The 20,175-nt window shown below is 69.3% G+C and carries 20 protein-coding genes and 1 riboswitch; of the genes, 14 read left to right on the top strand and 6 right to left on the bottom strand.

Translation table 11 applies throughout. The features are described 5' to 3' along the window. Window positions 1–15: 15 nt before the first annotated feature. Together CGR01S_RS07765 and CGR01S_RS07770 are read left to right on the top strand one after the other, a co-directional pair. A complete protein-coding gene (locus tag CGR01S_RS07765; protein WP_042424796.1) occupies window positions 16–447 on the top strand; it encodes an Lrp/AsnC family transcriptional regulator in 432 nt (143 codons plus the stop codon). 149 nt (window positions 448–596) lie between these two features. Beyond that, a complete protein-coding gene (locus tag CGR01S_RS07770) occupies window positions 597–1,892 on the top strand; it encodes a GGDEF domain-containing protein (protein WP_042424799.1) in 1,296 nt (431 codons plus the stop codon). A 1-nt stretch (window position 1,893) separates the two neighbouring features. Here CGR01S_RS07770 and CGR01S_RS07775 read toward each other — a convergent pair whose 3' ends face one another. Beyond that, window positions 1,894–2,709 carry an HAD-IIB family hydrolase gene (locus CGR01S_RS07775; RefSeq protein ID WP_042424803.1) on the bottom strand — a complete coding sequence of 272 codons (816 nt, stop codon included), beginning with the start codon at window positions 2,707–2,709 and terminating at the stop codon, window positions 1,894–1,896. 10 nt (window positions 2,710–2,719) lie between these two features. Further along, window positions 2,720–4,345 (bottom strand): peptide chain release factor 3, encoded by a 1,626-nt coding sequence (locus tag CGR01S_RS07780; protein WP_042424805.1) that lies wholly within the window; start codon window positions 4,343–4,345, stop codon window positions 2,720–2,722. A gap of 144 nt (window positions 4,346–4,489) precedes the next feature. Beyond that, window positions 4,490–4,570, top strand: a riboswitch (S-adenosyl-L-homocysteine riboswitch). Between the two features lie 67 nt (window positions 4,571–4,637). On the opposite strand from CGR01S_RS07780, the gene ahcY reads away from it, so the two are divergent. The 4 genes from ahcY to CGR01S_RS07800 all read left to right on the top strand — a co-directional run bounded on the left by ahcY (window position 4,638) and on the right by CGR01S_RS07800 (window position 8,660). Next, window positions 4,638–6,071 carry an adenosylhomocysteinase gene (gene ahcY, locus CGR01S_RS07785; protein ID WP_042424806.1) on the top strand — a complete coding sequence of 478 codons (1,434 nt, stop codon included), beginning with the start codon at window positions 4,638–4,640 and terminating at the stop codon, window positions 6,069–6,071. A gap of 75 nt (window positions 6,072–6,146) precedes the next feature. Further along, the gene (locus tag CGR01S_RS07790; RefSeq protein ID WP_042424809.1) at window positions 6,147–7,133 is read left to right on the top strand and encodes a TlyA family RNA methyltransferase; all 987 of its coding nucleotides are present in this window, start codon (window positions 6,147–6,149) and stop codon (window positions 7,131–7,133) included. Beyond that, window positions 7,130–7,999, top strand: coding sequence for a methylenetetrahydrofolate reductase [NAD(P)H] (gene metF, locus CGR01S_RS07795; protein ID WP_042424812.1), 870 nt, complete (start codon window positions 7,130–7,132; stop codon window positions 7,997–7,999). Before CGR01S_RS07790 ends, metF begins: the two co-directional genes overlap by 4 nt. A gap of 37 nt (window positions 8,000–8,036) precedes the next feature. Then, the gene (locus tag CGR01S_RS07800; protein ID WP_042424815.1) at window positions 8,037–8,660 is read left to right on the top strand and encodes a hypothetical protein; all 624 of its coding nucleotides are present in this window, start codon (window positions 8,037–8,039) and stop codon (window positions 8,658–8,660) included. On the opposite strand, the gene CGR01S_RS07805 is transcribed toward CGR01S_RS07800, so the two are convergent. After that, entirely contained in the window at window positions 8,661–9,527 is an 867-nt protein-coding gene (locus CGR01S_RS07805; protein ID WP_042424820.1) for a 23S rRNA (adenine(2030)-N(6))-methyltransferase RlmJ, read from the bottom strand. A 244-nt stretch (window positions 9,528–9,771) separates the two neighbouring features. Here CGR01S_RS07805 and CGR01S_RS07810 point away from each other — a divergent pair, with 244 nt between their 5' ends. From CGR01S_RS07810 to erpA, 6 genes are all read left to right on the top strand, one after another. Next, complete coding sequence (locus CGR01S_RS07810) at window positions 9,772–11,697, top strand: serine/threonine protein kinase (protein WP_042424822.1); 1,926 nt, start codon at window positions 9,772–9,774, stop codon at window positions 11,695–11,697. Window positions 11,698–11,920: 223 nt separating this feature from the next. After that, complete coding sequence (gene rplM, locus CGR01S_RS07815; RefSeq protein ID WP_042425278.1) at window positions 11,921–12,349, top strand: 50S ribosomal protein L13; 429 nt, start codon at window positions 11,921–11,923, stop codon at window positions 12,347–12,349. 11 nt (window positions 12,350–12,360) lie between these two features. After that, window positions 12,361–12,753, top strand: coding sequence for a 30S ribosomal protein S9 (rpsI, locus tag CGR01S_RS07820; RefSeq protein ID WP_042424825.1), 393 nt, complete (start codon window positions 12,361–12,363; stop codon window positions 12,751–12,753). A gap of 129 nt (window positions 12,754–12,882) precedes the next feature. Beyond that, on the top strand, window positions 12,883–13,629 hold the full coding sequence (locus CGR01S_RS07825; RefSeq protein WP_042424828.1) for a DUF6776 family protein: 747 nt from the start codon (window positions 12,883–12,885) through the stop codon (window positions 13,627–13,629). A gap of 76 nt (window positions 13,630–13,705) precedes the next feature. Continuing rightward, the gene (locus CGR01S_RS07830) at window positions 13,706–14,104 is read left to right on the top strand and encodes a bactofilin family protein (RefSeq protein WP_042424830.1); all 399 of its coding nucleotides are present in this window, start codon (window positions 13,706–13,708) and stop codon (window positions 14,102–14,104) included. Between the two features lie 92 nt (window positions 14,105–14,196). Beyond that, entirely contained in the window at window positions 14,197–14,529 is a 333-nt protein-coding gene (gene erpA, locus CGR01S_RS07835; RefSeq protein WP_156967533.1) for an iron-sulfur cluster insertion protein ErpA, read from the top strand. A 27-nt stretch (window positions 14,530–14,556) separates the two neighbouring features. Here erpA and CGR01S_RS07840 read toward each other — a convergent pair whose 3' ends face one another. Both CGR01S_RS07840 and CGR01S_RS07845 read right to left on the bottom strand, forming a co-directional pair. Continuing rightward, window positions 14,557–15,666: an anhydro-N-acetylmuramic acid kinase gene (locus tag CGR01S_RS07840; RefSeq protein ID WP_042424835.1), complete on the bottom strand. Its 1,110-nt coding sequence runs from the start codon at window positions 15,664–15,666 to the stop codon at window positions 14,557–14,559. A gap of 43 nt (window positions 15,667–15,709) precedes the next feature. After that, window positions 15,710–17,071, bottom strand: a complete 1,362-nt coding sequence (locus tag CGR01S_RS07845) for a M23 family metallopeptidase (RefSeq protein ID WP_042424838.1) — start codon at window positions 17,069–17,071, stop codon at window positions 15,710–15,712. A gap of 188 nt (window positions 17,072–17,259) precedes the next feature. Between CGR01S_RS07845 and tyrS the strand changes: the two genes are divergently transcribed. Next, window positions 17,260–18,489: a tyrosine--tRNA ligase gene (gene tyrS / locus CGR01S_RS07850; RefSeq protein WP_042424841.1), complete on the top strand. Its 1,230-nt coding sequence runs from the start codon at window positions 17,260–17,262 to the stop codon at window positions 18,487–18,489. Between the two features lie 98 nt (window positions 18,490–18,587). On the opposite strand, the gene CGR01S_RS07855 is transcribed toward tyrS, so the two are convergent. Beyond that, the gene (locus CGR01S_RS07855; RefSeq protein ID WP_042424844.1) at window positions 18,588–19,577 is read right to left on the bottom strand and encodes a LysR substrate-binding domain-containing protein; all 990 of its coding nucleotides are present in this window, start codon (window positions 19,575–19,577) and stop codon (window positions 18,588–18,590) included. Between the two features lie 109 nt (window positions 19,578–19,686). Between CGR01S_RS07855 and CGR01S_RS07860 the strand changes: the two genes are divergently transcribed. After that, window positions 19,687–20,067: a DUF2917 domain-containing protein gene (locus tag CGR01S_RS07860; RefSeq protein ID WP_042424847.1), complete on the top strand. Its 381-nt coding sequence runs from the start codon at window positions 19,687–19,689 to the stop codon at window positions 20,065–20,067. Window positions 20,068–20,175: the final 108 nt, after the last annotated feature.

Below are 20,175 nucleotides of genomic sequence, written 5' to 3' on the forward strand. Positions count from 1 at the left end.
GCGATAAGAATCACCATGACCAAATTGGACGATACCGACCGCGAAATCCTCAGCCTGCTGCGCGAGGACGCACGCACCCCCGTGGCCACCCTGGCGCAGAAGGTGCGCGTCTCGCGCGGCACGGTGCAGAACCGCCTGCGCAAGCTGGAGGACGGCGGCGTCATCGTGGGCTACACCGTGCGCCTGCGGCCCGACTCCGAGCCGCAGCGCATCCGCGCCTGGATGAGCATCGCTGTGGAGGGCAACGCCGCGCCCGCGGTCATCCGCGCCCTGCGCGGCGAGCCCGTGGTGGGCACGCTGCACACGACCAATGGCCGCTGGGACATCGTGGCCGAGCTGCGCGCCGAAAGCCTGGAGGCCTTTGACGCGGCGCTGGGCCGCATCCGCCTCACGCCCGGCATCGCCAACACCGAGACCAGCATCCTGCTGTCCACCTACAAGGCCTGAGACTGCCGGGCCCCGGGGCCGCGCCTGTGGCGCGCGGTTCACACAGGCCGTGTGGGGCCATGGTCCGGCGCAGGCGCGCGGGCACAATGGAAAAGGCCGCACCCCCGGCACGGGGCCGGGGCGCGCCGGACCCCCACCACGCATCCGCCATGCCCGCTGAAAGCCTCTCCTCCCTGCTGGGCTTGCACGACGACGCCGAAGGCGCCGCGCAGCTCGCGCAGGACCCGCGCTGGCGCCTGCGCGGCTGGTGCGCGGAGTTCGCCGACGCGCAGACCGAGGCCGGCTATGCGCGCTACAGCGAGCAGCTCGTCGCGCGCCAGTTGCAGTGGACGCTGGGCGCCTGGGCGCTGTTCCTGCTGCTGTTCGCGGTCTCGGACTTCCTGGCGCTGGGCTGGACGGCGGGCTTCCAGATCCTGCTGACCATGCGCGTGGCCGTGGTCGCCTGCGTGCTGCTGCTCATGCGCGCCGTGGCGCGCCAGCCCCGGCTGGCCACGCGCGGCTTCTGGACGACGGTGCTCGAATGCGTGGGCTTTGCCAGCTTCATGCTGCTGTACGTGCTGCGGCCCGACATCACCTTCTGGATCTACGCCACGACCCTGATGCTCATCGTCATGCTGCTCGTGCTCGTGCCCAACCGCCTGTGCCAGGCGCTGGGGGTGGCGGTGTTCGGCGCCCTGCTCACCGCGGCCATGCTGGCGCGCACGGACTGGCCGCCCCAGGAACTGATGCGCCTGGGGCTGGTGCTGGTGCTGCCCCTGGGCATGGGCTACGTGAGCGCCTGGCGCGTGCACATGCTGCAGCGCCAGCAGTACGCCCTGCTCATGTCCGCACGCCGCAGCAATGCCCGGCTGCGCGACGAGGCCGCGCAGCGCGCCGTGCTGCAGGAGGCGCTGCAGATCCAGGCGACCACCGACCCGCTCACCGGCCTGGCCAACCGGCGCGAGTATGAAAAGCGCTTTCTGCACGAGATGGCGCGGGCGCGGCGCGAGGGCGGCACGCTCTCGCTGGCCATTCTGGACCTGGACTTCTTCAAGCGCGTGAACGACCAGTACGGCCACGCGGCGGGCGACGAGGTGCTGCGCCACGTGGCGCGGCTGTGCCGCGAGGAGTTCCGCGCGGTCGACATCGCGGGCCGCCTGGGGGGCGAGGAGTTCGTCGTCCTCATGCCCGGTACGGCCCTGCACAGCGCGGGCGATGTGGTGCTGCGCTTTCTGCGCGTGCTGGAGCAGACGGACATCGGCTTCGAGGGCCTCACCCTGCGCGTGCGGGCCACCGCCGGCGTGGCCGAGCTGCTGCCGTGCGAGGAGCAGCTCGATGTGCTGCTGCAGCGCGCCGATGCCGCCCTCTACGCGGGCAAGCAGTCGGGCCGCAACCGCGTCATGCTGGCCCAGCCCGGAGGGGCCGTGCTGCACTGGACGGGCGAGGCCGCCACTGCCGCGGACTGAGTCAGCGCGCCGCGAGCAGGGCGCGCGCCAGTTCGGCAAAGCCCGCGCCGCGCTCGCCCTGCGCCACGTAGCGCGGCAGGTGGGCGAGCTGCGGCACGAAGCGCGCGATGTTCGCCACGCCCACGCTGTGCGGCAGGTGCTGGAACATGATCTGGTCGTTCGTCGAGTCGCCCACATAGACCCAGCGGTCGGTCTCGGCGTCCAGCGTGCGCCCCAGCAACTGGCGCACGATCCAGCGCGCGCCCTCCCATTTGTCGTGCGTGCCGTACCAGCCGTTGATGTGGATGCTGCTGACCGTGGCGCGCATGCCCTCGGCCTGCATGATGCGCACCACCTGGGCGATGGCGCCGGGCGCCAGTTGCGTGAACTCGCTGTGGTCTATGGCGATGTCGGTCTCGCGTCCGGCCGAGTCCTGGGCGCGGCGCGCACCGGGCACCTCGCGCTCGATGCGCGCCAGCACCTGCTGCATGCGCGCGAACTGCGCCGCCCGGCAGGCCGCATCCTGCTGATACCATTTTGATAGCTGCCTGCGCTTTCCCAGTGCGCCCTGCAGCCCATTTTCCTGCCTGTCCGGCACCCAGGCCACGGCGCCGTTTTCCGCCACGATGGCGTCCACGGGCCAGGTGGCGGCAAAGGGGGCGCTCCAGCCCACGGGCCGCCCGGTGATGGCGATCACGTGCAGCCCGGCCTGGCGCAGCGCCTGCAGCGCATCGAGCGCGTCGGCGGTGATGGCGCCCTCGGTGGTCAGGGTGTCGTCGATGTCGGTGAGCAGGCCCGCCAGGCCGGGCGGCACCCGCCAGTGTGCGAGCGGCAGCATGGCCCGGCCTTCAGTTCGAGCCCAGGCTCAGCCCCGCGTGCTCGCGCAGCGGGTGGAAGTGGATCTTGGGAAAGCGCTCCTGCGCCAGGCGCACGTCGTAGGGGCTGGTGCACAGGTAGGCCAGGGTGTTGGCCGCGTCGTGCGCCAGGCGCAGGGGGTAGGCGTTCTCGAACTCGCGCAGCTCGGCCGGGGTGTCGGCGGTGATCCAGCGGGCGCCGGTGTACTGGCAGCTCTCCAGGCGTACGTCGCAGTCGTACTCGGTCTTCAGGCGGTGCTGCACCACTTCGAACTGCAACTGGCCCACGGCGCCCAGCAGCATGTTGCCGCCGGCGTCGGGCTTGAAGACCTGGATGGCGCCTTCCTCGCCGAGCTCCATCAGGCCCTGCTGCAACTGCTTGGAGCGCAGCGGGTTCTTCAGCACCACGGTCATGAACATCTCGGGCGCGAAGAAGGGCAGGCCGGTGAACTGCAGGTTGGGGCCGTCGGTGATGGTGTCGCCGAGCTGCACTCCGCCGTGCGTGGTGAAGCCGATGATGTCGCCCGCGAAGGCCTCGTCCACGGCCTCGCGGCGCTGGCTCATGAAGGTGACCACGCTGGTGGGGCGCAACTCCTTGCCCGTGCGCTGCACGCGCATCTTCATGCCCGGGGTGTACTTGCCCGAGGCCACGCGCACGAAGGCGATGCGGTCGCGGTGGTTGCTGTCCATGTTCGCCTGCACCTTGAAGACCACGCCCGAGAAACCCTCGTCCTCGGGGTGGATGGTCTTTTCCTCGCGCTGGCGGTTGACCTCCTGGTAGGCGATGCGCGGGCCCGGCGGGGGCGACATGTCCACCACGGCGTTGAGCACTTCCTGCACGCCAAAATTGTTCACGCCCGAGCCGAAGAACACCGGCGTGAGCTTGGCCGCGAGGAACTGTTCGTGGCTCCACGTGGTGGAGGCGCCCACGGCCAGCTCCATGCTCTCCAGGGCGTCGTCGAAGGCCTGGCCAAAGCGCGCACGCAGCTTGTCGGACTCGGCCAGCGGGATCACCTCGAAATCCTGCGGGCGCTTCTCGCTGCCGGGCTCGAACACGGTCATGCTCTGCGTGCGCAGGTCGATGATGCCGCCAAAGGACTTGCCCTGGCCCACGGGCCAGGTCATGGGGCAGCAGGGCATGCCGAGCTCGCGCTCCACCTCGTCGAGGATGTCCAGCGGGTCGCGCACCTCGCGGTCCATCTTGTTGACGAAGGTGATGATGGGCGTGTCGCGCTGGCGGCAGACCTCGATCAGGCGGCGCGTCTGCGCCTCCACGCCGTTGGCGGCGTCGATCACCATCAGGGCCGAGTCCACGGCCGTGAGCACGCGGTAGGTGTCCTCGGAGAAGTCCTTGTGGCCGGGGGTGTCGAGCAGGTTGATGACGTGGTCGCGGTAGCTCATCTGCATCACGCTGGACGCCACCGAGATGCCGCGCTGCTTCTCGATCTCCATCCAGTCGCTGGTGGCGTGGCGGCTGGCCTTGCGCCCCTTGACGGCGCCGGCGATCTGGATCGCGCCCGAGAACAGCAGCAGCTTTTCCGTCAGCGTCGTTTTACCCGCGTCGGGGTGGGAGATGATGGCAAAGGTACGGCGGCGCCGGGTTTCGGGGGCGTAGGACACAAGGAATTCCAGAAGGGAGTGCGCAAGGGACAGGGCGCCCCGGCAGGCGTGCGAAAGCGGCAATTTTACCGGGCGGGCGCAGCAAGGCCTGCCCGCGGGCCGGGCGGCGATTCCGGGGCTTGGCCTTGCCTTTATAATCAGCGCCCATCCGAGGAGCGTTGCAGCGCCCCCAGCACAGCGGGGCGTGAGGCTCGGAACCCATCTTCGCAACGACGCTCATCCACTTTCCGCGTGGTGAGCTTTCCCCCTGCCCCCGGCGAGTGGTTTTTTCAAACATGCTTTGGAGCAAACCATGAACGCACGCGTCAACGCACCCTCTGCCGATTCCGCCATTGCCGACATCAGTCTGGCCGACTGGGGCCGCAAGGAAATCCGCATCGCCGAAACCGAGATGCCCGGCCTGATGGCCATCCGCGAGGAATTCGCCGCCCAGCAGCCGCTCAAGGGCGCACGCATCACCGGCTCGCTGCACATGACCATCCAGACGGCCGTGCTGATCGAGACGCTCAAGGCCCTGGGCGCCGACGTGCGCTGGGCCTCGTGCAACATCTTCTCCACCCAGGACCACGCCGCCGCCGCCATTGCCGCCACCGGCACGCCGGTGTTCGCCATCAAGGGCGAGACCCTGGTGGACTACTGGGACTACACCCACCGCATCTTCGACTTCGGCCCCAAGGGCAGCGAGGGCGAAGGCCCGAACATGATCCTGGACGACGGCGGTGACGCCACGCTGCTGATGCACCTGGGCAAGCGCGCTGAAAAGGACGCCTCCGTGCTGGCCAACCCCGGCAGCGAGGAAGAGCGCATCCTGTTCGCCGCCATCAAGGCCAAGCTGGCCGAGGACGGCACCTGGTACAGCCGCAAGAGCGCCCAGATCATCGGCGTGACCGAAGAGACCACCACGGGCGTGCACCGCCTCAAGGAAATGTCGGCCAAGGGCACGCTGATGTTCCGCGCCATCAACGTGAACGACTCGGTCACCAAGTCCAAGTTCGACAACCTGTACGGCTGCCGCGAATCGCTGGTGGACGGCATCAAGCGCGCCACCGACGTGATGATTGCCGGCAAGGTGGCCGTGGTCTGCGGCTACGGCGACGTGGGCAAGGGCTCGGCCCAGGCGCTGCGCGCCCTCAGCGCCCAGGTGTGGGTGACCGAGATCGACCCCATCAACGCCCTGCAGGCCGCCATGGAAGGCTTCAAGGTCGTGACCATGGAGTGGGCCGCCGACAAGGCCGACATCTTCGTCACCACCACCGGCAACCGCGACGTCATCACCTTCGAGCACATGAAGGCGATGAAGGACCAGTCCATCGTCTGCAACATCGGCCACTTCGACAACGAGATCCAGGTCGCCAAGCTCGAAGAGCACTGCCAGTGGGAAGAGATCAAGCCGCAGGTGGACCATGTGATCTTCCCGGACGGCAAGCGCATCATCCTGCTGGCCAAGGGCCGCCTGGTGAACCTGGGCTGCGGCACGGGGCACCCGAGCTTCGTGATGTCCAACTCGTTCGCCAACCAGACCATCGCGCAGATCGAGCTGTTCACCCACCCCGAGGGCTACGACGTGGGCAAGGTCTACGTGCTGCCCAAGCACCTCGACGAGAAGGTGGCGCGCCTGCACCTGAAGAAGGTGGGCGCCATGCTGACCGAACTGAGCGACGAGCAGGCCGCCTACATCGGCGTGCCCAAGCAGGGGCCCTACAAGCCCGACACCTACCGCTACTAAGACGGTCGCTCTGTTATTGATAGCTGCTGGCGCATGATGCATGCGCCCTGCAGCCCATTTTTATCAAAAATTGCCATGCGTGCAGATGTTTTTCTGGTGGAGTCCGGCCACGCGAGCACCCGCTCGCAGGCCCAGCGCCTGATCGCCTCCGGCGTGGAATGGCGCCTGGGCCCGGGCGCACCCTGGACCCCGGTGGCCAAGAACGGCGACGACATTCCGGCGGGTTCCGAACTGCGCCTGCTCGACGCGGCCGAGGCGCGCTTTGTCTCGCGCGGCGGCCTCAAGCTCGACGGCGCGCTGGAATCCCTGGGCCTGGCGGTGCAGGGGCTGCAGTGCCTGGACGTGGGCCAGTCCACCGGCGGCTTCACGCACTGCCTGCTGGAGCGTGGCGCGCGCCGCGTGGTGGGCGTGGACGTGGGCCACGGCCAGTTGCACGCGCAGTTGCGCGCGGACCCGCGCGTGGTCTGCCTCGAAGGCCTCAACGCCCGCGCGCTCACGCCCGAGGCGCTGCAGGCGGCCTGGGAGGAGGCCTGGTCCGAGCCGGCCTCCGTGGCCGTGGAGGACGATGCCGAGCCCGCGACCCCCTACCGCTGGATGAGTGGCGACGGCGAGGTGACCGACTACGACGACAGCGATGACGTGAGTGACGAGGACATCGAGGCCGACCTGGCGCGCGAGCGCGAGGGCGCAGCGCCGTCCGCGGCGCCTGCCGCACGCCGCCGCCTCAAGGCCTGGGCGGGCGAGAGCACCGCGCCGGTGTTCGAGCTGGTCACGGGCGACCTGTCGTTCATCTCGCTCACGCTGGTGCTGCCCGCGCTGGTGCCGCTGCTGGCGCCGGGCGGCCACCTGCTGATGCTGGTCAAGCCGCAGTTCGAGCTGCAGCCCGGCCAGGTGGGCAAGGGCGGCATCGTGCGCGATGCCGCGCTCTACCCCGTGGTGGAGCAGCGCATCCGCGACTGCTGCGCCAGCCTGGGGCTGGCGGTGCAAGCATGGATCGGCAGCCCGATCAGCGGCGGCGACGGCAACCATGAATTCTTTGTTTTCGCGAGGAGGGGCGCATGACCGCTGCCAACGCACCATCCACCGGCCTGCCGGTGAGTTTTGAATTCTTCCCGCCCAAGACGAGCGAGGGCGCCGAAAAGCTGCGCGCCGTGCGCCAGCAGCTCTATGCGCTGCGGCCCGAGTTCTGCTCGGTCACCTACGGCGCGGGCGGTTCGACGCAAGAGGGCACTTTTGCCACCGTGCGCGAGATCCTGGCCGAGGGCGTGAGCGCAGCCTCGCATTTCTCGTGCATCGGCGCCACGCGCGAGTCGGTGCGCGCGCAGCTCGCCGCGCTCAAGGCCATGGGCGTGCGCCGCCTCGTGGCCCTGCGCGGCGACTTGCCCAGCGGCTACGGCATGGGCGGCGAGTTCCATTACGCCAGCGACCTGGTGGCCTTCATCCGCGCCGAGACCGGGCGCGACTTCCACATCGAGGTGGCCGCCTACCCCGAGGTGCACCCGCAGGCCAAGTCGCCCGAGGCCGACCTCAAGGCCTACGCCGCCAAGGTGCAGGCCGGCGCCGATGCCGCGATCACGCAGTATTTCTACAGCGCCGACGCGTACTTCCGCTTCGTCGAGGATGCGCGCCGTCTGGGCGCCGAGGTGCCGGTGGTGCCCGGCATCATGCCCATCACCAGCTCCACCCAGCTGATGCGCTTCTCCGACGCCTGCGGCGCCGAGATCCCGCGCTGGATCCGCCTGCGCCTGCAGGGTTTTGGCGACGACACGGCCAGCATCCGCGCCTTTGGCCTGGATGTGGTCACGCGCCTGTGCGAGCAGTTGCTGGCCGCGGGCGCCCCGGCGCTGCACTTCTACACCATGAACCAGAGCGCTGCCGTGCTCGAAATCTGCCGCCGCCTGGGCTTGCCCGGGGGCGAGCGACGGTAATATGGCCGCTTTTTGGGCGTGGCGGGGGGAATTTCCGATGAAAGCGGTCTGGGCCTGGATGGCCGTGGTGTGCGGAGCGATGGGGGCTGGAGCGGCCAGCGCCCAGACGAGCTACCACTGCCGGGATGCCGATGGCAACAATTTCGTGTTCTCGCGCCCCTGTCCCTCGGGCATGCGCACCACGGCGGCAGCCGCCGGGCCGGCGCGCTCCTCGGCCTACTCATCGTCCTCCTATGCGTCCGGCGGGTCGGGCAGCTTCTCCCGCTCGACGCGCGACGAGCCCGAGCATTACCAGTACCTGAGCGAGCGCTGCCGCTCGCTCAACCAGGCCATGCGCACCGGCTACAGCCGCGGGCTCAAGCAGGACGTCATTGCCGACATGCGCTATGAATACGAGCGCGATTGCCGGGAGCAGGAGCGCGAGGCCTATTCCAAGCACGCGTCCGAGCGCCGCGCGCGCGAAAAAGAGCGGCACGAGGCTGAAAAGACCGCCCAGTGGCAAGAGCAGACCTCGCGCGAGAGCGAGGCCCGCTTCCTGGAGCAGTGTGCCGAGTCGCGCCGCATCCTCCAGGCCAAGAAACAGCGCACCGACCTCACGCCCGGCGAGCAGGCCGATTTGCGCCGCTTCGAGGACAACTTCCTCCAGCGCTGCAAGCGCTGATCAGCCGCCCGCCTCCAGGGTATGGGCCGCGTTGCGGTCCTGCCCCAGCAGTTCCACCATCTGCGGCAGGGCCTGCTGCAGCGCTGCGTGCAGGGTGTGCGGCGGGTTGACCAGGAACATGCCGCTGGCCCCCAGGCCCGGCCGCGGGCCGCCGCCCGCGCGCACGGTGAGCGTGGCGTGCAGCCAGTTGCGGCCCGCCCGCAGCGCCTGCGCCTTCAGGCGCCGCGGCAGGTCGTGCGCCTCCGGCCGGGGAATGATGGGGTACCAGACCGCGTAGGTGCCCGTGGCAAAGCGCTTGAGCGCATCCTGCAGCATCTCGGGCACGCGCGCGTAGTCGCTTTTGATCTCGTAGCTTGGGTCGCATAGCACCAGGGCGCGGCGCGAGGGCGGCGGCAGAAAGCGACGCAGGCCGGCAAAGCCATCCTCCTGCAGCACGGCCACCTGGCGCCCCGCCTGGAGCTGCGCCACATTGCCCGCCAGGGCCCGCAGGTCGGTGGGATGCAGCTCGAACAGCTTGAGCCTGTCGTTCGGGCGCAACAATTTCTGCAGGATGAACGGGGAGCCTGGGTAAATCCGGATATGGGCCCCCGGATTGAAGCTGCGCACCAGGTCCAGGTAGTCCTGCAGCAGGGGGGCCAGCGTGCCCGTGTCGGCCTGCGCCGCCAGGCGCAGCACCCCGGCGTCGGCCTCGGCGCTGGTGCGCGCGTAGTCTCCGTCGAGCCGGTACAGGCCCGCGCCGGCGTGGGTGTCCAGCACGGTGAGCGCGGCCTCCTTGGTGGTGAGATGCTGCAGAGTGGCGATCAGCACGGCGTGCTTGAGCACGTCGGCGTGGTTGCCTGCATGGAAGGCGTGGCGATAACTGAACATGCGGCAATGGTAATCCCCGCACCGCCGGTGGCGGCGCTCTGGGGGGTGTTCGCCCGGGTTCCGGTACAGGTCTGCGCGGGCACAATGGCGGACAAAGTAGGCAGATCGTGCGCTTTTTTTGCTTCCGGGACGCTTTTTGTTGCTCACCCGGCAGGCACAGCGGCGATGATGGGCGGCTTGCGCAGCCCGGGGCAACCCTGTCCCGGTGCCCAGCCTTCGTGGCCCGGATTGTGTTTTGACGACCATGACAGAACCTGCACAACATCTTCCTTCTGCGGCGGGCGTCCATGTGGACGCGCTGCCGGTGGGCACGCGCCTGGGCGAGTTCGAGATCCTCGCCCTGCTGGGCGTGGGGGGCTTTGGCATGGTCTACAAGGCCTTCGACCACTCCCTGCATCGCGCCGTGGCCATCAAGGAGTTCATGCCCGCGGCACTGGCCACCCGGGGCCCCGATGGCGCCCTGCACACCCGCTCGCCGGCCGACCAGCCGGCCTTTCGCGCCGGCCTGAATTCCTTCGTCGGCGAGGCGCGCCTGTTGGCGCAGTTCGATCATCCTTCGCTGGTCAAGGTGTTCCGCTTCTGGGAGGCGAACCACACGGCGTACATGGTCATGCCTTTGTACAGCGGCATGACCTTCAAGCAGGCGCGCGCGCAAATGCGCACGCCGCCGCCCGAGGCCTGGCTGCGCAAGCTGCTGTGGTGCATCCTGGGCGCGCTGCGCGTGCTGCACAACGGGCAGACCCTGCACCGCGACATTTCGCCGGACAACATCTTCCTGCAGGACTTCGGCCCCCCCGTGCTGCTGGACCTGGGTGCGGCGCGCCACGCGATCAACGACCGCGACCGCAAGCACACGGCCGTGCTCAAGGTCAATTACGCACCCATCGAGCAGTACGCCGAGGGTGACCCGGAGCTGGTCCAGGGCCCCTGGAGCGATTTGTACTCCCTGGGCGCCGTGGTCCATGGCTGCCTGTGCAACGACACCCCCTTGCCCTCCACGCTGCGCTCCATCCGCGACCGCATGGTCCCGTTTGCGCGCGTGGCCAAGACGGTCAAGCGCCAGTTCGGGCAGGAATACTCCCCGGCCTTCGTCGAGGCCATCTCGCAGGCCCTGTCCCTGCGGCCCCAGGATAGGCCGCAGAGCATCGACGCCTTCCTCCAGCTCATGGACATGACCACGCCCCCGGGCGGGCTGGAGCTGTTCGATTTCCGTGCCGAACTGGGGGACATCTGGGTCGAGCCCACCGACCAGCCCGGGCCGGGCATCGTCGTGCCCACGGTCGATCTCACGGCCGAGGTGATGGACAAACTCAAGCAGCCCGCCCCGGCCGTACCAGCGCCGGCCGCGCCCGCTGCTGCGGCGCAGGCCGCCGACGGCCCGGACACCGTGGCCCTCGATGGCGGCGATACCGTGCTGCTCGAGGAGGTCGTGGACAGCTCGCTGCTCGATGCGGAGCCGGTGGGCGAAGCGCAGATCCCTCCCGGCACCCGGCGCTATGGGCTTGAATCCGAGCGCGAGCGCCCGTCGCGGCCGTCCTCGGCGCACCACCGGGGGGCGCACCGTGCGGCCGCGCGCCCGCAGCCCGGTCGGGGCAGTGGCGCACGCGGCGCCCGGCTGTGGCTGGCGCTCGCGGCGGTGAGCCTGGCCGCGGCCGGGGCCTACGCCTGGCGTGGCCAGGCAGAGCGCTCGGCGCCCGCCCGGGCCGAAGACATCATCACGGAAATGGCCGTGCCCGCGTCGGCACCGCCGGCCCCGGCGGCCTCCGCCGCCAGCGCGGTGGCCGAGCTGCCCGCACCGCCTGCCTCCGCCGACGTGGCGCAGGCTGTGGCCGAGCCGGCCTCGGCGCCTGCTCCGGCCTTCGTTCCGGCGTCCGATCCGCGTGCTGCCTCGCGTGCTGCGCCACGCCGCCGCGTGGTCGCTGCCGTACCGCCGCCTGCCGCCGAGCCGCCGTCACCACCCCCCGCGCCGCCGCCACCGGCGCCCGTGCCCGCGCCGCCACCGCCGCCCAAACCGGCGCCGGTGGTGCGGCTGTGCGAGGGCGAAACGGTGCTGACGCGCAGCATGTGCCTGCGCGAGCAGTGCCGCAAGGCGGGCAATGCCGCGCTGCCCGCGTGTGTGGAGTTCCGCCGCCAGATGGAGCCGCTGGAGAACCGCCAGCTCGCCAATTGACGGCCGGGCGCTGGAGGCCTGGCGCGCAGGCCGTGAAATTTGTATAATGGCCGGCTTCGCAGCGACCTGGTGCTCCGCGGCGAAGTGGGCCGTATGCCGATTGGGCAGGCAGCCCAGGTCCCACCTAAGAGGTTTCCGGTAAAGAGAAACACCGACCGTGGAAAAGAGCCCGCAGGACACCGGCCCCTATTTTTGGCCGGTCAAACCCTCGAAAGAGAATCTCATGTCTACGTTCAGCGCAAAGCCCGCTGAGGTGGTGCACGAGTGGTTTGTGGTTGACGCCACCGACAAGGTGCTCGGCCGGGTAGCCAGCGAAGTTGCCCTCCGTCTGCGCGGCAAACACAAAGCCATTTACACGCCTCACGTCGATACCGGCGATTACATCGTCGTCATCAACGCCTCCAAGCTCAAGGTCACTGGCACCAAGTCCCTCGACAAGGTGTACTACCGCCATTCCGGTTACCCCGGCGGCATCACGGCCACGAACTTCCGCGACATGCAAGCCAAGCACCCCGGCCGCGCGCTGGAGAAGGCCGTCAAGGGCATGCTGCCCAAGGGCCCGCTCGGCTACGCCATGATCAAGAAGCTCAAGGTGTACGGTGGTGCAGAGCATCCCCACACCGCCCAACAGCCCAAAGTGCTGGAACTGTAAGGAGCCTTGAGATGATTGGTGATTGGAACAATGGCACCGGCCGCCGCAAGTCCAGCGTCGCCCGCGTGTTTCTGAAAAAAGGCTCTGGCAAGATCACGATCAACGGCAAGGACATCCAGTCCTACTTCGGCCGTGAGACCTCGATCATGATCGCCAAGCAGCCCCTGGCGCTGACCAACAACCTCGAAACCTTCGATGTGCAGGTCAACGTCAACGGCGGCGGCGAATCCGGCCAGGCCGGCGCGACCCGCCACGGCATCACCCGTGCGCTGATCGACTATGACGCGACCCTCAAGCCCCAGCTCAGCGCTGCCGGCTTCGTGACGCGCGACGCCCGCGAAGTCGAGCGCAAGAAGGTCGGTCTGCGCGGCGCCCGCCGCGCCAAGCAGTTCTCCAAGCGCTGATTCCCAGCCGGACACTGCCTTCGGGCCCCCCAAGCCGCCACGGTGCATGCCGCTGGCGGCTTTGTTTTTGGCGCGTCGCGCAGCAGGTATAGTCCGGGGCCACGATCCACTACCGCCAGACCCGTTGCCATGCGTTTGCGCCTGCTGCGCCGCCGTTTGACCATCAGTGCCCCGCGCATGGCCGTGCGCAGCGCGCTGCCCTGGCCGCTGCGCTGGTTCCTGGCGGCGGCGGTGCTGGGCCTGTCGGCGGCCGTGGCGCTGTGGGCCTTCGAGTTCGGCCGCTCCATTGCCGGGCTGGACGCCGCCCGGCGCGTGGAGCTGGAGCAACTGCGCGCCGAGGTGCAGCGCCTGCGCGAGGAAAACCAGCAGCACCAGTCCCAGACCGACAGCTCCGGCAGCCTGCTGCTGGCCGAGCGCACGGCCGTGGAACAATTGACGGCGCGCCTGCGCCAGGCCGAGACCGAGAACCGCTCCCTGCGCGAGGACCTGGGCCTGTTCGAGCGCCTCATCCCCATGGCGGGCGTCGCCCAGGGCGTGGCCATCCGCGGCCTGCAGGCCGAGGTGGTGGCCCAGGTGCTCGTGCGCTGGCAGGCGCTGGTGATGCGCACGGTCAAGAATGCGCCGGAGTTCAAGGGGCGCCTGGAGATCACGCTCAGTGGCACGCGCGAGGGCCGCCCCTGGACCACCACGGCCCCGGACGACAACGCCCCGCTGCACCTCCGCCAGTACCGGCGCCTGGAGGGCACCATCGAACTGCCGCCCCATACCGTGGTAAAAACCGTCACCGCGCGGATCTGGGAAGGCAGCACCCTGCATGCCAGCCAGACCACGGCGCTGGAGGGTGTGGCGGCCGTTCTGTCCGCAGGCACTGAATAACTATTTTCCCAGCAGGGGCAGGCGCCAGGTGCCGGCCGCCGCCGGGCCAGGCCGTGAGCCAACCGAAGGATTCACCATGTTTTCCCGCAACAAACAGCCGCCCATCAAGAGTCTGATCGCCGAGGGCAGCCGCATCGAGGGCAATGTGCAATTCACCGACGGCTTGCGCATCGACGGCGAGGTGGTGGGCGACGTGCGTGTGGGCCCCGGGGCGGCTGGCTTGCTGGTGATTTCGGCCACGGCCCGCGTCGAGGGCGCCGTGCACGCCGACCATGTGATCGTCAACGGCCAGATCCATGGGCCGGTGCATGCCGCCAGCATGCTGGAGCTGCAGCCCAAGGCGCGCATTGCGGGCGACGTGCACTACAAGACCCTGGAAATGCACCAGGGCGCCACCATCTGCGGGAAGATGTTTCCCGCCGACGTCGTGCTGGAGGAAAAGCCCCCACTGAAATTGGCGGCAAACAACTCGTGAAAATGAAGCTCGGCGTGCTTTGCAGTAGCATTGCCGACCCGAACCGGAGTTAGCCCATGAATGCCGCAGTCCAAGAAACCCCTGACGAAGTGATGCCCGATCCCATCATCTTCACCGAGAGCGCGGCAGCCAAGGTGGCCGATCTCATCGCTGAAGAGGGCAACCCCGACCTCAAGCTGCGCGTGTTCGTGCAGGGCGGGGGCTGCTCGGGCTTCCAGTATGGCTTCACCTTCGACGAAATCACCAACGAAGACGACACGGTGATGACCAAGAACGGCGTCTCGCTGCTGATCGACGCCATGAGCTACCAGTACCTGGTGGGCGCCGAGATCGATTACAAGGAAGACCTGCAGGGCGCGCAGTTCGTCATCAAGAACCCGGGCGCCTCGTCCACCTGCGGCTGCGGTTCGAGCTTCTCGACCTGAGCGGCGCCCGCTGGCGGGCACCGGATCTCACGCGGGGTAGATGGCCCCGAGCACACGGGCGCCTTGGGCGCCCGTTGCGCTGGGCAGGTTGCCCGGCAGGCCGTGCAGGCATTGGCGCGCCAGCCAGGCGAAGGCGGCGGCCTCCACCTGCAGGGCGGGCAGGCCCAGTGTGTCCGTGGGCTGCACGCGCAGGCCCGGCAGCAATGCCTGCAGCCGCGCCATCAACTGCCCGTTGAAAGCGCCACCGCCGCACACGGCCAGAAATTCACTATTGTTTTTATAGCTTGTGGCGCTTGCTGCACAAGCGCTGGCGGTCAATTCGAGCAATGTTGCCTGCACATCGGCGGCGGGCAGCGGCGGGAGCGCGCGCAGGTGCTGCTCCAGCCAGCCGGGATGGAACAGGTCGCGCCCTGTGCTCTTGGGCGGCGCCTGGTGCAGGTAGGGCTCGGCCTGCAGCAGCGCCAGCAGCGCGGGCGCCACCCGGCCGCTGGCCGCCCAGGCGCCGTCCCGGTCGAACGCCTGGCCCAGGTGCTGCTGGCACCAGTGGTCCATGAGGGCGTTGCCCGGGCCGCAGTCGAACCCCAGCACGCTGCCGTCGGCACGCAGCACGCTCAGGTTGGCGATGCCGCCGATGTTCAGCACCAGCGCGTCCTGGCCCGGTTGCCCGAACTGCTGCTGGTGGAAGGCGGGCACCAGGGGCGCGCCTTGTCCGCCCGCGGCCAGGTCGCGGCTGCGCAGGTCGGCGACCACGCAGATGCCGGTGAGTTCGGCCAGCAGGGCGGGGTTGTTCAGTTGCAGGGTATAGCCCGTGCCGTCGAAGGCGCCGGGCCGGTGGCGCACGGTTTGCCCATGGGCGCCGATGGCGCGCACGGCGGCCGGCGCACAGCCGGCCTGCGCCAGCAGGGCGTGCACGGCCTGGGCATAGCAGCGTGCCAGGGCGTTGGCTGCCAGCGCGGCACGGTGCAGTTCGTCGGGGCCGCTGGCATTGAGCGCCAGCAGCTCGGCGCGCATGCCGGGCGCAAAGGCGGCCGCATGGTGGTGCAGCACGCGGCAGCGCGGGCCGGACAGGTCGGCCAGCACGGCGTCCACCCCGTCCAGCGAGGTGCCCGACATCAGGCCGATGTAGAGCTCGGGCATGGGCGGGCGGCCGGTGGCAGGCGCCTGGGCTGCGCCGGCAGGCTTATTCGGCGCTGGCCTGGGTGACCAGGGCGGCGGAGGACAGCTCCACGCGCATCAGGCCCGCGAGCCGCTCGAAGGCCGGGCGGGCGGCGGCCGAGATGGGCGCAGCGGCCTCGCTCTGGCGGGCGATGGTCATGGGGTCCTGCTGCTTGCCGTTCACGCGGAACTCGAAATGCAGGTGCGGCCCGGTGGCCCAGCCCGTGGCGCCCACGGCACCCACGGTCTGCCCCTGCGCGACGGACTGGCCTTTCTTCACGTCGATGCGGCTCAGGTGCGCGTACACCGTGACATGCTCGTTGCGGTGCTTGATGAACACCACGTTGCCAAAGCCGTTCTGCACCCCGGCGAATTCGACCACGCCGTCGCCCACGGTGCGCACGGCCGTTCCCGTGGGCGCCGCGAAGTCGGTGCCCAGGTGCGCGCGCCAGGTTTTGTGGATGGGGTGAAAGCGCATGGCGAAGCCGCTGGAGACGCGGGTGAACTCCAGTGGCGAGGCGAGGTAGGCGCGGCGCTTGCTCTGGCCGTCCAGCGCGTAGTAGGCACCCTTGCTGGCACCGGGCTCCTGGAACCAGATGGCCTGGTGCGTCTTGCCGTTGTTGACGAATTCGGCGCTCAGCACCCGGCCCGTGCGCAGCGGCTCACCGTCGGCCTCCAGGGTTTCGTACACCACGGAGAAGCGGTCGCCCTTGCGCAAGGCGCGGCGGAAGTCGATGTCGGTGGAAAACAGCTCGGCCAACTGCACGGCCACGCTGTCGGGGATGCCGGAGGCGTCGGTCGCGGCGAACAGCGAGCTCTGGATCACGCCGCCTGCCAGGCGCGAGGAGCTGGCCAGCGTGCCGGTTTCGATGCGCGAGACAAAGCCTTGGTCGGATTTCTCGACCACCAGGCGCTGGAAGTTGCCGCTGTCGTCCGGCGCCCAGCGTGCGGTCAGGCGCAGCAGGCGGTGGTCGTCGCTGGTTTCGGCGGAGACCAGGCGCCCGGTGCGCCCGAGGATGTTGCGGTGCACCAGCGCGTCGCGGCGCAGGAAGGCGGCGGCCAGGGGGTCGGCTACGCCCAGGCGCTGCAGCAGGGATTCGGCGGTGTCGCTGCTGCGCACCTGCTCGCTGCGGAACAGCGAGAAGCCCGGGCGCTCGGTCAGGTCGGCCAGCGAGGCGCCGCTGGCCAGGGACTCGACGGGCAGCGCCAGCGTGTGCACCGGCAGCTCGGCGGGGTCGGGCCCCAGCGAGGCGACGGCGAAGGCGCCTCCGCCGCCGGTGAGCAGCAGGGCGGCGATCAGGGCGGTGATGCGGCGGGGGTGGTTTTGGATGCCTTGTGCAAGACGCTCAAGCAAGGCGGCGCGGGCGGTGGTCAGGCCGTGTGTCAAAAGTCGATCCCCAGGTCTGGAGGCCGCCCGCGCGTGGGGCCCGGAGGAGCCGGGCGGCGCGGGCGCGCCAGCAAGTCATGCGGCAGGGCCCGGTGCCACCGGGCTACAGGGGAACGTAAAATCCCCGCTCCTGCAATGTGCGCGCAAGTATAGCCAAGCTTGTGGAGTGCACACCCTAGAAAACCCTTATGCATTCCTCCCCTGCCCAAACTCCCCTGTCCGACGCCGTTGCCCAGGCGCTGGAAGTCTCCCTGCGGGGCGCAGACGAACTGCTGCCGCGTGACGAATGGGTGAAAAAGCTCCAGCGTTCCGAATCCTCGGGCCAGCCGCTGCGCATCAAGCTGGGGCTGGACCCCACGGCGCCCGACATCCACATCGGCCACACGGTGGTGCTCAACAAGCTGCGCCAGTTGCAGGACCTGGGCCACCAGGTGATCTTCCTGATCGGCGACTTCACCAGCCTGATCGGCGACCCCTCGGGCCGCAACAGCACGCGCCCGCCGCTCACGCCCGAGCAGATCAAGGCCAATGCCGAGACCTACTACCGCCAGGCCAGCCTGGTGCTGGACCCGGCACGCACCGAGATCCGCTACAACAGCGAATGGAGCGAGCCCCTGGGCGCGGCCGGCATGATCCAGCTCGCCGCCAAGTACACCGTGGCGCGCATGATGGAGCGCGACGACTTCCACAAGCGCTTTTCCACGGGCCAGTCGATCAGCGTGCACGAGTTCCTGTACCCGCTGATGCAGGGCTACGACTCCGTGGCGCTCAAGAGCGACCTGGAGCTGGGCGGCACGGACCAGAAGTTCAACCTGCTCATGGGCCGCCACCTGCAGCAGGAATACGGCCAGGAGCCGCAGTGCATCCTGACCATGCCGCTGCTGGTGGGCCTGGACGGCGTGGACAAGATGTCCAAGTCCAAGAACAACTACATCGGCATCACCGAGGACGCCAACACCATGTTCGCCAAGGTGCTGTCGATCTCCGACGACCTGATGTGGGACTGGTACACCCTGCTGTCCTTCCGCAGCCTGGCCGAGATCGCCGCGCTCCAGGCCGAGGTGGCCGGCGGGCGCAACCCCAAGGACGCCAAGGTGTTGCTCGCCAAGGAAATCACCACGCGCTTTCACAGCGCCGCGGCGGCCGAGGCGGCGGAGCAGGACTTCATCCACCGCAGCAAGGGCGGCGTGCCCGACGACATTCCCGAAGTGCAGCTCTGCGGCGCGCCGCTGGGCATAGGCGCCTTGCTCAAGCAGGCCAACCTGGCCCCCTCGACCAGCGAGGCGGGCCGCCTGATCGACGGCGGCGGCGTGCGCGTCGATGGCAGCGTGGTCAGCGACAAGGGCCTGAAGCTCGACGCAGGCAGCTACGTGGTGCAGGTGGGCAAGCGCAAGTTTGCGCGCGTGACGCTGGCCTGAGAGGCCCCGGGGGCCGCAGATCTGTTGTCAGGCGTTTGGGGAAAATTGGCCTTCAGCAATTGCGCAGCAAGCGCGAGCAGCTATGGATTCAGGAGCGATTACGCCGCCGCCGGGTGCGTGCCCGGGGCGGCGATGTCGCCGATGGCCAGGCGTGTGGCCAGGGCCTGGGCCTGCAGCCAGGCGCAGAAGGCGCGGATCTCGGGCCGCTGGCTGCTGCGCGGTGCCACCAGCAGCCAGTACGCCAGCGGCGAGTCCAGCCGGTAGGCGGGCAGCACCTCCACCAGGTCGCCCGCGGCCAGCGACTCGGTGATCAGCGGCAGGCGCGCCAGCGCCAGGCCCTGGCCCGCCAGGGCCGCCTGCACGATCTGGTGCGCGTAGTTGAAGTACAGCCAGCGCTTGGGGCTCAGGTCGGCCTGGCCGTAGGCCTGCAGCCAGCGCGGCCAGGTGAGCCACTCCAGGTAGGGCAGGCGGTGGGCGTCGCCCGCGTCGATCAGTGTGAAGCGCGCCACGTCGGCAGGGGTGCGTATGGGTCCGGCGCTCTGCAGCAGCCAGGGGCTGGCGACCACGGCGAGCTGTTCGCCAAAAAGCAGTTCGGCGCCCTGGGTGCCGGGGCCGGGCTGTGTGTAGCGCAGCGCCAGGTCGGCGTCGGAGATCTCCAGGTCCACCTTGGCGTCGGTGGTGTCGATGCGGATGTCGATGTCCGGGTTGTCGCGCTGGAACTGCTCCAGCCGCGGGATCAGCCACATCGAGGCAAAACTCGCCCAGGTGGAAATGGCCACGCTCTTGCGCCCGGCCTGCAGGCGCACCTGGCGCACGGCGGCGTCCATGCGTTCGATGGCCGGGGCCACGGCGTGCAGCAACTGCGCTCCGGCGCTGGTGAGCTCCACGGCGCGTGTGTGGCGCAGGAACAGGGCCACGCCCACGTCGTCCTCCAGCGCCTGGATCTGGCGGCTCACGGCCGACTGCGTCAGGGCCAGCTCGTCGGCGGCGGCGCGGAAGTTCAGGTGCCGGGCGACGGCCAGAAAGGCGCGCCAGTGCCCCAGCGCCACAGGGCGCGTGCGCAGCCGGGGGTGGGGGGTGTCATGCATGCGTTGATTGATGTGGAAATGTAATCAATAACCGTCCATGAATTCATTGGACTGCGTGATTTTGGCGGCGCATCATAGAGGTGTACCTAGGGTTTTCCAGGAGATCGCCATGCAACTCGCCTATCTTCGCAATCTGCAACAATTCACCGCCCCCGCCGGGGCTGCGGCACGGGAGGTGCGCACGCTCGCCGTGGGCGCGGCGCACAGCCTGCAGGGGCAGCGCGCCACCGTTCTGCGCGTGGTGCAGGGCCAGGCCTGGGTCACGCTGGGCGATGGGCCGCACGGCCAGGCGGGCGAGCGCGCAGGCGATGGCTTCTTGCACGCGGGCCAGAGCCTGCGCATTCCTGCGGGCCAGCAGGTGGTGGTCGAATCCGTGGGCACGGCGCCGCTGCAGTACCGCCTGCAGGCCGTCGAGCGGGCGCAGCCCCTGCCCACCTGGTGGCAACGCGCCCAGGTGGGGCCGGGCGGTGCCGAACTGTGCTGCGCCTGACCCCCTGGCCGAACGCCTGATATGCCCTCTGGACGGGCCGCTGCGGCTTGCATTGGCAGGCGGCCGCGGCCCGTTTTTTTGCGTCTGCGCCGCGCCCGATGCCGATAA

Source organism: Comamonas granuli NBRC 101663 (genome assembly GCF_000739995.1).
Classification (GTDB): Bacteria; Pseudomonadota; Gammaproteobacteria; order Burkholderiales; family Burkholderiaceae_C; genus Simplicispira; species Simplicispira granuli.